At 41.0% G+C, this 13,589-nt stretch carries 10 protein-coding genes; 8 read left to right on the forward strand and 2 right to left on the reverse strand.

The window, feature by feature from the left end; genetic code table 11:
• Positions 1-18: 18 nt before the first annotated feature.
• On the reverse strand, positions 19-696 hold the full coding sequence (locus BM386_RS06265) for a DUF2461 domain-containing protein (RefSeq protein ID WP_091692217.1): 678 nt from the start codon (positions 694-696) through the stop codon (positions 19-21).
• 132 nt (positions 697-828) lie between these two features.
• Here BM386_RS06265 and BM386_RS23595 point away from each other — a divergent pair, with 132 nt between their 5' ends.
• Positions 829-972, forward strand: coding sequence for a DUF6364 family protein (locus BM386_RS23595; protein ID WP_170857048.1), 144 nt, complete (start codon positions 829-831; stop codon positions 970-972).
• A gap of 80 nt (positions 973-1,052) precedes the next feature.
• Here BM386_RS23595 and BM386_RS06270 read toward each other — a convergent pair whose 3' ends face one another.
• Positions 1,053-2,348, reverse strand: a complete 1,296-nt coding sequence (locus tag BM386_RS06270) for a UDP-N-acetylmuramoyl-tripeptide--D-alanyl-D-alanine ligase (RefSeq protein ID WP_091692218.1) — start codon at positions 2,346-2,348, stop codon at positions 1,053-1,055.
• Positions 2,349-2,441: 93 nt separating this feature from the next.
• Here BM386_RS06270 and BM386_RS06275 point away from each other — a divergent pair, with 93 nt between their 5' ends.
• From BM386_RS06275 to BM386_RS06305, 7 genes are all read left to right on the forward strand, one after another.
• Positions 2,442-4,526, forward strand: coding sequence for a T9SS type A sorting domain-containing protein (locus BM386_RS06275; protein WP_091692219.1), 2,085 nt, complete (start codon positions 2,442-2,444; stop codon positions 4,524-4,526).
• Positions 4,527-4,675: 149 nt separating this feature from the next.
• Entirely contained in the window at positions 4,676-6,379 is a 1,704-nt protein-coding gene (locus BM386_RS06280) for an amidohydrolase (RefSeq protein ID WP_091692220.1), read from the forward strand.
• A 572-nt stretch (positions 6,380-6,951) separates the two neighbouring features.
• Positions 6,952-7,413 (forward strand): IS200/IS605 family transposase, encoded by a 462-nt coding sequence (gene tnpA, locus BM386_RS06285; protein WP_091692221.1) that lies wholly within the window; start codon positions 6,952-6,954, stop codon positions 7,411-7,413.
• Positions 7,414-7,633: 220 nt separating this feature from the next.
• Complete coding sequence (locus tag BM386_RS06290; RefSeq protein WP_091692222.1) at positions 7,634-10,567, forward strand: S9 family peptidase; 2,934 nt, start codon at positions 7,634-7,636, stop codon at positions 10,565-10,567.
• Positions 10,568-10,706: 139 nt separating this feature from the next.
• Positions 10,707-11,288, forward strand: a complete 582-nt coding sequence (locus BM386_RS06295) for a hypothetical protein (RefSeq protein ID WP_091692223.1) — start codon at positions 10,707-10,709, stop codon at positions 11,286-11,288.
• A 114-nt stretch (positions 11,289-11,402) separates the two neighbouring features.
• Positions 11,403-12,794 (forward strand): mercuric reductase, encoded by a 1,392-nt coding sequence (locus BM386_RS06300; protein WP_091692849.1) that lies wholly within the window; start codon positions 11,403-11,405, stop codon positions 12,792-12,794.
• Positions 12,794-13,588, forward strand: a complete 795-nt coding sequence (locus tag BM386_RS06305; protein ID WP_091692224.1) for a hypothetical protein — start codon at positions 12,794-12,796, stop codon at positions 13,586-13,588. The genes BM386_RS06300 and BM386_RS06305 overlap by 1 nt, the downstream gene beginning before the upstream one ends.
• Position 13,589: the final 1 nt, after the last annotated feature.

The raw sequence follows: 13,589 nt of genomic DNA on the forward strand, positions 1-13,589 counted from the left end.
GATTCTAGACTCTTGACTCTACAATATCCCAGATCCATCTTCAACATCTTCAATCGCCTGAGTCAGAAACTTCTGTAATGGAATCATTTTCCTAAAACCATCCAATGCGATGTTGATAAAATTTCCTGATTCAATATCTCGGTCAGCAATTTTGGAAGACACCGTAAAACTCTTTAATCTTAAATATTCTATAAACTCATGATCAGCCTCGTAATCCCGCGGGCTGGTCTTGAGTTTTTCCCCTTCAATTTCTCCGAAAAGCGACTTGAACTCCTTTTGGTTTTCGATTTTTGCGAGTTCAGATCCCGAGTAATCAATTTCCTTCCTGATTTTTTTCAACGTATCTCCCTGCGGCATCCAAATTCCTCCAGCGATAAATGAATTGCCTGGCTGAATCTGTAAATAATAGCCTGGTTCTTCAGACTTTTTACCTTTCGGAGAAAAATAAGCTCCGAAATTCGATTTGTATGGAGCCTTATTCGCAGAAAATCGAATATCCCGATTTTGTCTGAAGACGCATTCCTTCGGTTGAAATGCCAGCATCGCAGGCTCCCATTCCCCAATTCCTTTGAGGATCACTCCCACATCTTCTAAAAACTCAGCTCTGGTTTCCTGATACCATTTCTTATTGGCATCCATCCATTCTTTGGAGTTATGTTCGGCAAGGGCAGCTAGAAAAGGTAAGTATGGGCGCATTAGGTTTGTGTTTTGAAACTATAGAAATCTGAAAATCGTCAAAAGGCTGACTTGAGAATAAACTTAATTGAATGAAAATTGATTTCAACATTGGAGGAAACTTCTTAAATTAAATCGAATAATCCAGAAGTCATGACAACGAAACTAACCATAGACATCAACGAAGCTATAGCCGAAAAAGCAAAAAAATATGCTGAAGAACGCGGTCTAACATTATCCGAATTGGTTGAAAACTTTTTGAGAGAATTACTTGAATCAAAATCTAAGCACGATTAAAAAAGAATTTAAAATTTTCCCAAAGCAATAGGCAAAAACTGGAAATTCAATTTCAAAAAGAGATTAAAAAATCGCCCTCTTCAAATAAAATCCACCAAACCTTCCATCTTCATTCCTCGGCTTCCTTTGATCAAGATCAGGTAATCTTCCAAATTGCTATCCTGTAGCCAATTTCTGAAAGAAAAAGGATCAGGGAAATACAATGCTTTAGGATAATTAGCCAAGGCAGCCGCGATTAACTGACCCGTAAAGCAGACTTTTTCTATCTGGTATTCACTGATAATTTCTCCTAGTCGGGCATGCTCAGCTTCTGCATGCTCTCCCAACTCAAACATATCTCCGATGATCAGCATTTTATGCTTTTTCCCAGTCATTTCACCGAAGGTGCGAATTGCAACTTCCATACTGGATGGATTAGCATTATAAGCATCCAAAATGATGAGATTGCTTCGCTTCTCCATTAACTGTGAGCGCATGTTTGAAGGCTGATATGCTACAATTGCCTCAACTGCTTTTTCCATTTCCACTCCAAAAAACTTCCCAATCGTCAGCGCAGTAGCGATATTCCCAAAATTATACGCTCCGATTAAGTGACTTAGAAATACGGTGCCATTCTCCTCAACGCTGAATTTCACAAAGGGATTTGCTTCCTGAAAAGTCACTTCGCAGAAATCACCAGAGTTAGGATAGAGAACTGGTTTATCAAATCTCTTGGCCAAATTTGACAAAATAGTATCCTGGGAATTGATAAAAACCTTCCCTCCATTATCTCTCAAGAACTGGAACAATTCCGTCTTGGTCTTCAGCACTCCTTCCGGCCCGCCCATTCCTTCGAGATGGGCTCGACCAATATTTGTAATCACACCGTGAGTTGGCTCCGCTATTTCACAAAGCTCCGCAATATCGCCCGGTTTGTTGGCTCCCATCTCCACGATGGCAATCTCATCATCATCCTTGATAGCCAATAAAGTCAACGGAACACCGATATGATTATTCAGATTTCCGACGGTTGCAGCAGTTTTAAATTTCTTGACCAAAACAGCTTTCATCAACTCTTTGGTAGTCGTTTTACCATTTGAACCCGTCAATCCTATAATTGGAATCTCTAAAGTTTTCCGGTGATAATTCGCCAAATCCTGAAGCATTTTCAGTCCGTCTTCTGCCAAAAAGTATCGCTCATCTTCTTCCACAAAATGCTTTATGTCATCAATCACCACTACAGATGCTCCCATTTCCAAAGCCTTAGGAGCAAATGCGTTTGCATCGAAATTTGGGCCTTTCAGCGCAAAAAAGATATTTCCTTTTTCGATCTTTCGGGTGTCCGTACTGACTCCAGTACTTTTTTTGAGGAGGGTATATAAAATGGAGATATTCATCGTTTTCGAAGGAATTAATTCCCAAAATAAAGGAATCATTTACATCTTTGAAGTGAGACTCACGTATTAATTTGTCTTATCGATCACCATTCCATGCGCAAAATCTGGATTTTCATTTTTCTACTCAGCAGTTTTCATCTGAATGCACAAGAAGTTTATCGAATAGATCAGTCTCCGCAAGTAGAAATAAATGGTGTTACTCTGAGTAGTCCATTTACTGGAGGAATTAATTCCGCCCAAATCGAGACTATCGACCTGACTGGCGATGGAATCGAAGAATGGGTGACTTGGGATATCAATTCCAGACAACTACTGGTTTTCAAAAAGGCCGGTGAGACATTTACTCATCTGCCTGAAATGAGCTATTACTTTCCCTCGGACATTAGTGGATTTGTAGTCTTAGCCGACTTCGATGGTGATGGAAAAAAAGATCTTTTCACTTCGACTGCGCTAGGAATAAAAGCTTATAAAAACACTTCTACCAATTCGCAGATTTCTTGGGAAGTAGCTCAAAATTTTCTCAGACTGGATGGCGCTGGAAATATGCAAACCAACAACCTCGACACTCCACTGATTCAGGATCTAGATGGAGACGGGGATTTAGACTTAGTGATTTTCCATTTTGCAGGAGGCGATTACATGGAGTTTTATAAGAACACCAGCGTAGAGCGAAAAGGAACCGCAGACATGGATGGTTTTGAATTCCCCATCACTCACTGGGGAAAGTTTGAATTTTGCGGCTGCGGAGATATTTCCTTCGGAAAAACCTGCTCTGGACAAGATTTGAATTCTCGAATTCTTTCGGACGAAAATGACAAAATCCTACACGCCGGCGGACATTCAATTTTGTATCAGGATCTGGATGGAGATGGATTGGAAGATCTTCTTCTTGGACGTGATGAATGCAACATTCTTTATTTTCTTCCAAACTCCGGCTCCTCGATTGAGCCCATTTTCACCAGCTTTAGCAATTCCTTACCATACTATGGGGATTTGCCCACTTTCCCGCTTTTCCATATTGGACAACAGAATGACGACGAACTTCTTGTGTCCTTAAACACAAGTGAGGCTTCCTTCAATTTCGGAATTGATTTTACCAATTCAATCGTAAAAATTGATGCGCAGGGCAATGCTGATTACAATTTCTTACAAAATCAGATGATTGATTTGGGAGAAAATACTAAGCCTTTCCATATTGGGAGCAACACAAATGGCAACTTAGTAATTATCTCAAATAGAATTAAAAATGGAGAAGTAATCGCCAGAGAATCCATGTTTTCCCTAGAAAGTGGTGTGTTCATTTTTGTAGATATTTTCAATGAGGCACTTGAAAAGCTAAAACTTATAGATGCCCAAAAATTATATTTCAGGGATAAAGAAAATAGACTTCACCAGCTGATCACCGGAATATCAAGACAAGGAAGCATCCCAACCCAGCTAGTTTATGAATTAAATGAGTTAGAATATCTGCCACTTACATTGACTGGTTACCTACCCCAGCGGGGGGATTACCTTCAGTTTTTCAACTTTGAGAATGAAGATCACATGCTTGTCGCTTCGCAAAACGGGAGCTTGGATTTATATCAAATTGATTTCGCCTCAAACACCGCAGTTCTTCAAGCTTCAGACTTTCTAGAGTTCAAGGATAATCCAGCAAACCGAAATCTAAGTGTGGCAGTAGTAGATAAAACCAACCCTGATCTCTATGTAGTTGATCAAAATGGAATAATCAGTAAAGTCGAGGACTTTATGCAATCCGCTACCATTTCGGAAGTTTTGGTCCAAATCGGTGATACGAATCGTCCAACTCGTCTGGGAAGAAACACTTGGATAACCACCGCCACAGATGGCTTCTATGGCACAACTGATTTGATTCTGGGAACTAGCGCCGGGGGATTGATTTATTTAAGTTCAACTGAGGAATCAAATCCTGACGAAGACGAATACCAAATCAAAATATACCCGAATCCAAGTAGTGGCCCAATCAAAATAATTACGAATAAAAGTTCCACAGGTACTTTGATCAGTTCACTTGGACAGGAATTATTGAGAGATATTGAGATTCCCGCAAACAGAGACATTGAGATTCAGGCTGACTTTTTAGCTCCTGGATTATATATTTTAAGACTGGAGTCTGAAGGCAAGTTTAGAGAATCGCGCAAAATCTGGATACGCTAAATACAGGACTGACTTTTTGGATAGTCCGAAAAAAGGTACTTTCGGATTAAATATAAATCCATGAAATCGAGTATGGCATATAGTTACACACTAGTAATGATATCAAAGATGCGAGATTCCATGTGGCCATAAAAAATAAATTCAAACACATGAAGAATATCTACTTACTAGCAATCTTGGGGATCTTCCTGATTTCTTGCTCTTCAGACAAGGCCGAACCTGCTGATCTGATTTTTACAAACGGTATCATTTACACAGTCAATGAATCCCAACCAATAGCGGAAGCAGTAGCCGTTAAAGACGGAATGATCCTAGCCGTAGGATCTGTAGAAGAAATCGAAAAACACAAAACTGAAAGCACAGAAGTGATCGATTTGAATGGAGAAACCATGACTCCAGGTATCATCGAATCCCACGCCCACTTGATGGGAATAGGCTACAACAAGCTGGAACTGGACCTGATGTATGTCAAAACATACGATGAGCTAGTTGAGAAAGTAGCCGAAGCTGTCGCCAAAGCAAAGCCAGGCGATTGGATTACGGGTCGTGGCTGGCATCAGGACAAATGGATAGAAAAGCCTGAGAAAATAGTGAAAGGCTTCCAGACCAATGAGCAGCTCAATGAAGTTTCACCTGACAACCCTGTGTTTTTGAGACATGCGAGTGGTCATGCAGCTTTCGCCAATGGCAAAGCATTGGAGCTAGCGGGCATTAGCAATCTGAAAGGCGAAAGACCGGGAGAAGTAGAAGGCGGAGAAATCATTCTGGATGAGTTGGGCAATCCTACGGGAATACTTTCAGAAAAAGCAGCAGGTTTGGTCGCTAGATTGATCCCCGCTGAAACACCGGAAAGAGCGGAGGAAGCATTGACTTTAGCTTTGAAAGAACTAAATGAAAAAGGAATCACGAGTTTCCATGATGCTGGAAGTGGACAAAATGTGATTGACCTGATCCAGAAATTTAAAAACGATGGAAAGCTTACCGTCCGCCAATATGTGATGTTAACTGGTACTCAGCCAGCTCTTTTGGAGGAATGGTACAAAAAAGGACCGATGATTGACTCAGCAGATCACATGCTGACAGTTCGTTCGATCAAGCTGAACTGCGATGGGGCTTTGGGGAATCGTGGAGCTTGGTTGTTGGAAGATTATTCTGATAGACCTGACCACAGGGGTCATGAGACTTTACCGATGTCGGTTGTTTCTGAAGTATCCGAAAAAGCAATTCCAGCGGGTTTTCAGGTCTGCTCACATGCTATTGGCGACCGCGCAAATCAGGAAATTCTTGATCGCTACGAGACTGCTTTTGCAAACTACCCAGATTCCAAAAAGCTTAGATTCCGCATCGAGCATGCACAGCATATACATCCTGATGATATTCCTAGATTTGGTGAACTAGGCGTGATCGCTGCGATGCAGGCGATTCACTTAAGTTCAGATCGCCCTTGGGCTATCGATAGACTCGGTGAGAAAAGAATTATCGATGGCGCTTATGTTTGGCAGAAACTAATGCAATCAGGAGCTGTGGTAACCAACGGAACGGATGCGCCTGTAGAACCAGTAGATCCTATCCCTTCTTTTTATGCTTCTGTGACGCGTAAAACGTTGCAAGGATTGCCAAATGGCGGCTACGAAGGAGATCAGAAAATGACTCGTGCCGAAGCTCTGAAATCATACACTTTGGATGGCGCATTTGCAGAATTTGACGAGGATTTCAAAGGCTCAATTGAAGTAGGAAAAGCTGCTGACTTCACAGTTTTTGATAAGAATATTATGGAAGTTCCGGAGGATGAAATATTAAATGCCAAAGTTGCTATGACCGTGGTAGGAGGAAAAGTGGTGTATAAGAAGTAGTGGTCAAGTTTTTAGTGTAGTATTTTTGCCAAAATAGATTGCCGCTTGTAGGCCCAGCGGGCCATCATCTTAGTAGAATTTATAAACCACATTAAACAACAATAGCTCCGTAGGAGCGACACTATTATTCAAATTAAAGGTGTCGCTCCTACGGAGCTTTGCTTAGTCCGAAACCATCAATTCTACAAAGATTTCGCTCCTCTGGAGCTCATTTAAGGAAGCAATCCTAAATGTGAAATTTGTATACGCTCTCAATTTAATATCCGTTATTACTTTTCAGTAGCTTTTGAAACCTTATTCACCAAACAGGCCCAGCGGGCCGATATCTTTGTAGAATGTAAATGTCAATATTAGCCAAAGCCCCGTCAGGGCGGTATCTTGAAAAAGCTTTAAAAGGTGTCGCTCCTATGGAGCTTAACTTAAACTAAAGACCGTCCTTTTCTACAAAGATTTCGCTCCTCTGGAGCTCTCCAATTCTTGGCTCAGCGGACGGGTGATACCTTATTTAAATGATGAATTTTCAGAACTTATAATTAAATTAATCTCTTCATTTCCACCTAAATGTAGAGACCATGGCGAATACCTACACCCAATTATTAATTCAAGTTGTATTTGCCGTGAAGGGAAGGCAGAACTTAATTCTCGAGAATAATAGAGAACATATCGAAAAATACATCTGTGGTATTATTTCAAACAAAAAATCTAAACCTCTGGCAATTTATTGTAATCCAGATCACTGCCATGTGCTGGTTGGACTTCACCCTACAGTCGCAGTCTCGCAATTTGCATCAGACATTAAGGCTAATTCATCTAAGTGGATTAATGAGCAAAAAATAGTGTCAAGAGAATTTGAATGGCAAGACGGTTATGGCGCATTTAGCTATGCTAAATCTCAATTGGATATTGTAGTTAAGTACATCCTAAATCAACCAATACATCATCGAAAGGTTACATTTAGAGAAGAATACCTAGGTTTTCTAAAGAAATTTGAAATCGATTACGATGAAAAATATTTGTTTGATTTTTTGGATTGAAATAGAATGTGTCGCTCCTACGGAGCTGGAATCATCACATAAAATAAAGGCAAAAATCAACATTTTATTTCTGGATTCATGCTTGCCCGCCTGATATGCGCTAAGTCCAATAGCTCTCTAATTAATTACCTCGAGAGCAAAGATTTCAGACAAAGTGACTTTTCTTAATCCATCGAACTCACAATTTTTCCCTATTTTCAAATCTGAATCAAATACTACTATGAAAAAACTCTTTACCTTTTTCTGGCTTTTTTGCCTGATATGCAACCTGTCATTTGCTCAAGATGACACACCCAAACCCATGACTTGGAAGGATATTCCAACCTGGAAATCCATGAACACAGGCACATTCCAAATCTCTCCCGATGGCAAATGGGTTGCCTATGGGATGACTGCTCTTGAAGCGGACGGAGAAGTGATCCTTCAATATGTTAGCGATCCAGATTCCACTCAAACTTTTAAAATCGGATTTACTACCTACCCTTCCATTGAATTTAGTGAGGATAGTAAGTGGATTGCTTTTAAGGAATATCCGACTTTCAAAGAAAAGGAAGCCAATAAAAAATCGAAGGGCAAACCTCTTCATGACAAGCTTACCTTGATGAAGTTGGGCTCCACAGATAAAGAAGACAAGAAAACGTTTGAAAACGTAAGCAATTTCTCTTTCAACAGAGATGCCTCCACACACCTTGCTATCAACCTTACTAAAGATGGTGGTGGAGATGCCAAAGGTTCTGATTTGTTGATTTATCATCTAAATAGCAAAAAAGCTCAAAACCTCGGAAATGTAGCTGAGTTCTCATTCAACAAAAGCGGTAACTACCTCGCTTACACGGTTGATGCTGCAAATCAATCCGGAAACGGCATTTACTTGTTGAACATGACGAATAACAGCACTACGGTGCTGGACTCTGATGACGCTGCCTATAAGTCAATCAACTGGACTGAAAAAGGTGATGCTTTTGCTGCGCTAAAAATGGTCAAAGACAAAAAGTATAAGCAAGATCAGGGGAAATTGGTTGGGGTAAAAAACCTAAGCAGTCCTCAGGTGACCGTTTATGATCCTGCGAAAGATTCTACAGGATTTTCTAAAGAATACACAATAAGCCCAAATCGTCGCCCGATGTGGTCAGAGGATTTGACCAGACTTTTCTATGGTATTCATCCTTTGGTTTTGGCAAAAAAAGAAGATGTCAAAAAAGAGTTGGATAAGGACTCTGTGAAACTTGCAGAGTCTGAAGCGATGAAAAGAATCATGGCTGACACTTCGATGAACTCAATTGCAGACCTGAAAAAAGCACTTTCGAAGTTGGATTCCGGTAAAGTAAGTCCAAAAGCCAACGACGCCGACAAACCAGATATGACTATCTGGCATTGGAACGACAGCCGTCTTCAGTCTCGTCAGCAAGTACTTGAAAACCAAGATAAAAACTACAGTTTCTATGCCATGTACAATGTGGCTTCCGGCAAACACATCCCACTTCAGGACAGTACCATGCGTAGCTTAAGCATTCTGGATAAGGAGAAATATGCGATTGGTTCAGATAATCAGACATATGAACTTCAGAGCAATCTTGATGGACAGAATTACCAGGATTTTTACATCGTAGACCTCATGACTGGGGAGAAAAAGACCCTTTTCACCAACTTCTACCTTCCAGGCTATTCTTCCTACCCTCGGAGTTCTCCAGATGGCACTAAGTTGATTTATGGTTATGATGGAAATTACTACAGCTACGATATCGCGTCAGGTGAAGAAGCAAATCTGACAGCTAGTTTGCCTGTAACTTTTGTCGATGAAGATGACGATCATAATGTGAAAAAGCCGTTACAAGGCTCTCTTGGCTGGAGTAGCGATAGTCAGTATGTGTTATTGAATGATGGTTGGGATATCTGGCAAGTACCTGTGACTGGAAAAGAGAAAGCGGTTAATTTGACTCTAAATGGAAGAACTGATAAGATCAGATATCAATACAGATTCTCGCTGGATCCAGATGAAAAAGGCATCAATCTTAGCAAGCCGCTCTACATCAGAACCTATGGTGAATGGACCAAAAAAAGTGGGATTTCCAGGATTAATACTTCCAAAAAAGGCTTAGTTTCAGGAGCTGAGACGTTGGTATGGGAGGATGCCAGCATTGGATCGCTACAAAAAGCAGAGGATGCTGAAGTTTACTTCTTCAACAAAGAAAAATTCAACGAGCCAGATCAGATTTATGTCGCTGATGCTTCGCTTTCATCCCCAACAAAAATCACCGAAAATGCACCTGATGCAGGAAATTATTCTTGGTCAGCAGGAACAAGACTGGTGGATTATGTTTCCGACAAAGGCGATACGCTACAAGGAGCATTATTCCTACCAGCAAATTATGTAGAAGGCGAAAAATATCCGACTGTAGTTTATTACTACGAGAAGCTATCCCAGACTCGCCACAACTGGGTAAATCCTGGCTATAGCGGAACTGGCTGGAATCCGAACATTTACACCAGCAATGGCTTTGCTGTATTTATTCCAGACATCGTTTATACTATGGATGATCCGGGCATGTCTGCCGTATGGTGTGTAATTCCCGGTGTGAAAGCTGCCATTGAAACGGGGGTAATTGATGCAGAGAATATTGGTATTCACGGTCATTCGTGGGGTGGTTATCAAACTGCATTTTTGATCACTCAAACAGATATGTTCAAAGCTGGTGCTGCGGGCGCTCCGCTGACCAATATGATTTCCATGTATGATTTGATTTACTGGAATTCAGGTGGAGGAAACATGTCGATCTTTGAGGCTTCTCAGGGCAGATTTACTGGAGGTCCTTGGGAAAACTGGGAGTCTTACGAGCGAAATAGTCCAGTCTATCATGTGAAGAATGTAACTACACCGCTTTTAATGCTTCACAATGACAAAGACGGTGCAGTGGACTTCACTCAGGGAATAGAGTATTACTCGGCTTTGAGAAGATTGAAAAAGCCAGTGATTTTGGTACAATACAAAGGTGAAAACCACGGCTTAGGTAAACTTGAAAATAGAAAAGATTACTCCGTGCGGATGATGGAATTCTTTGACCATCATCTGAAAGGGGCGGAAGCTCCGGAATGGATGTCAAAAGGAATTGACAAGATCGATCTTGATGAACACCTGAAAGAAAGAGCATTTTAATTTGAGAGGAGCTATAAAAGGCTCCTCTTTTTTTTATGGCCTTTCATTGAAAAGCCCTCTCTTATCATTTAAAGGTTGGGGAATCACTGCACATTTGCTTTCTTTAACGCTCCATTCGCTAAAGCGAACCTAACCACCCATGGAAGAAACCACCCAGGAAAAAAGCGTAAACTCTGAATTTGATTTTACGAAACTAAGCTCTATCTGCTACGAAGACACCGACCCCAACTATCATGAACATCTCGAGACATATGTGTATGACCAGGATTTTGATACTGTCTGGGATAGCTATGTAAACATTTCACCAGAACAAGCCTGGAGCGGAAAAATGATTCATTTCCACCAATTATATTCCAGAAAAACCGGAGAAGAGGTTTTTCCAGGGCAAATTTATACCGGTGGAATGGGTGAAGGCCAAGTGCTTATTTTGAATTTACATGTCTTCAATGGAGCCATAAAAATTCAAGTAGGCCATGAAGTCATGGAGATAGACAAATCGAAAAAGCTGATCCGAATTTGCTACTTGGAAAACTCTAAATCTGAAGGATCCCAGTTTATTCGATTCAATTCCCTTCCGAATGGAAAAACAGAAGTTTCCCACAAAACTTTTTACCGAAGTGGCTCTTGGTTCAGAGACAAAGTCATTTATCCATATTTTCACACCAAAGCGATCAACGAATTCCATGGGAACGTGCGCAATTGGATGATTTCAAAAAGCTAAAAACACAATTCTCATTATCGAAGGAGTCTAGATATAGGCTCCTCTTTTTTTATGTCTGGCTTTGTGTTTGTAACTTTTAGAGAAACAAAGTTCATCCACCAAACTTTTTTGCCCATGATAGAGGACAGAGTAGAAACTTTTGACGCCATTATAGTTGGATCTGGCCAAGCAGGAAATCCTCTTGCTTTGGCGCTAGCCAAGGAAAAATGGAAAGTGGCAATAGTCGAGAAAGCTGCACTTGGCGGAACTTGCGTCAACACCGGATGCACTCCCACAAAAGCTTACGTGGCAAGTGCAAGAGCCGCGTGGGCTATAGCAAACGCTCCTAATCTGGGAATCGAAGTACCCAAATCGCCCAAAGTCAACTTAAAATCAATCAAGAAACGAAAAGACAAACTGGTCAACCAGTCTAGACTTGGAATCAGAAAATCTCTGGCAGATTCACCTCAGGTTACGATGATTAGAGGGACAGCTTCATTCATAGATAAAACTAGATTGAAAGTTGGTTCCAGAGTCCTGAAATCTTACAAGATCTTTCTAAATGTAGGCGCCAGAGCTAGAATTCCAGAGGGATTTGAGGACGTTGACTACCTGACAAATACGTCAATTCTTCAGCTTGAAAAATTACCTGAGCGTTTAATAATAATAGGCGGAAGTTATATAGGATTAGAGTTTGCGCAGATTTTCAAACGCTTGGGATCAAAGGTCACTGTCTTGGAAATGGGCGATTACCTGATTTCGAAAGAAGATCAGCATACCTCCGAACAAGTCCGGGAAGTTTTAGAAAAGGAAAGCATAAAAGTGATCTGCGGCGCGCACTGCCTCAAAGGGAAAAACAAGAAATCAGATAGTGTAACAGTTTCTTTTCAAAAGGACGGAAAAGATCAGAAAATCAGTGGCACTCATTTGCTAATCGCAACGGGAAGGATGCCCAATTCCGATCTCTTGAAACCAGAAAAAGCCGGTTTAGATATAAATAAAAGAGGGTTTATCGACGTGAATTCCAAGTTGGAAACAAACATTGAAGGGATCTTCGCTTTAGGTGATTGCAATGGAAAAGGAGCTTTTACGCATACAGCTTACAATGATTATGAGATCATGGAAGATCAGCTTTTCGGAGAAAAGAAAAGGACTTTGGACGATCGGATCATCAACTATGCTTTGTACATCGACCCGCCATTGGGTAGAGCAGGAATGACACTTTCTCAGGCAAAAGAGTCTGGGAAAAATCTGTTGTTTGCCCGCATGCCGATGAGTGAAATCTCCAGAGCAAAGGAAAAAGGAGAAACTCAGGGTAAAATGGAAGTAATCGTAGATGCTGAAACCGAGCAAATTCTGGGAGCCGCAGTATTTGGAACTGGTGGAGATGAAATCATTGGTACATTTTTGACCGCCATGTATGGTAAATTGAGCTATAAGACCCTAATGAAATCCGTACAAACGCACCCAACCGTCACGGAACTGATCCCAACCTTATTACAACAGCTAAAGCCAATTAAGAACTAATGAAAAACTCACATAAAGTATATGCCATCCTGAATATGATCGTGCTTGTCGCAGTGATATTCTGGAATTATTGGGTGAATGCTAAAGGCCTAAATGGGAATACTGTGAGCTCCCTAAGTTCAGATTATGAAAATCTATTTACTCCAGCTGGCTATGCCTTTTCCATATGGGGATTGATCTTTTTGGCTCTTTTCGCACAGGCTATATTCTTTATTTACCGAGCATTTAGCCCAAAAAATGATTCTGATTTTCTCTCCCAAATTGGCCCCTATCTGATCATGGCTAACATAGGTAACGGACTATGGATCTACATGTGGCTCATGGAGCATACCGGAATTAGCGTCATAGTAATGCTTGGAATATTGGCAAGTCTGGTCATCATCATTTTGGCCACCAATATGGAACGATGGAATGCTCCACGTCCGATTATCTTTTGGCTCTGGTGGCCAATTGCGCTTTACAGCGGTTGGATCGCTGTGGCAACAATTGCAAATATTTCTGCATACTTGGCCAAAGCTGGCTGGACAGGTGGAATTCCAGAAGAGACTTGGGCTATTGTGATGATCATCCTTGCCGTCATTCTGAATCTATTTATGATTGCTACGAGAAACTTAAGGGAATTTGCTTCTGTGGGCGTTTGGGCGTTGATCGCAATTGCAGTGAGACACTGGGGAAGCATCTCAAACTTACAATGGACAGCACTGATTGGAGCAATCGTGCTATTCATCGCCATTAATATCCATGGGTACAAAAACCGATCAACCGCCCCATTTAAATTTAACCAAACCAACTAAT

Origin of the sequence: Algoriphagus locisalis (genome assembly GCF_900116615.1) — a bacterium.
Lineage (GTDB): Bacteria > Bacteroidota > Bacteroidia > Cytophagales > Cyclobacteriaceae > Algoriphagus > Algoriphagus locisalis.

Bases quoted from the DNA above. Each gene is read 5' to 3' on its own strand.
- BM386_RS06265 (WP_091692217.1), bottom strand. From the start codon at position 696: ATGCGCCCATACTTACCTTTTCTAGCTGCCCTTGCCGAACATAACTCC.
- BM386_RS06275 (WP_091692219.1), top strand. From the start codon at position 2,442: ATGCGCAAAATCTGGATTTTCATTTTTCTACTCAGCAGTTTTCATCTG.
- BM386_RS06295 (WP_091692223.1), top strand. From the start codon at position 10,707: ATGGAAGAAACCACCCAGGAAAAAAGCGTAAACTCTGAATTTGATTTT.
- BM386_RS06305 (WP_091692224.1), top strand. From the start codon at position 12,794: ATGAAAAACTCACATAAAGTATATGCCATCCTGAATATGATCGTGCTT.
- BM386_RS06280 (WP_091692220.1), top strand. From the start codon at position 4,676: ATGAAGAATATCTACTTACTAGCAATCTTGGGGATCTTCCTGATTTCT.
- BM386_RS06290 (WP_091692222.1), top strand. From the start codon at position 7,634: ATGAAAAAACTCTTTACCTTTTTCTGGCTTTTTTGCCTGATATGCAAC.
- BM386_RS06270 (WP_091692218.1), bottom strand. From the start codon at position 2,348: ATGAATATCTCCATTTTATATACCCTCCTCAAAAAAAGTACTGGAGTC.
- tnpA (WP_091692221.1), top strand. From the start codon at position 6,952: ATGGCGAATACCTACACCCAATTATTAATTCAAGTTGTATTTGCCGTG.
- BM386_RS23595 (WP_170857048.1), top strand. From the start codon at position 829: ATGACAACGAAACTAACCATAGACATCAACGAAGCTATAGCCGAAAAA.
- BM386_RS06300 (WP_091692849.1), top strand. From the start codon at position 11,403: ATGATAGAGGACAGAGTAGAAACTTTTGACGCCATTATAGTTGGATCT.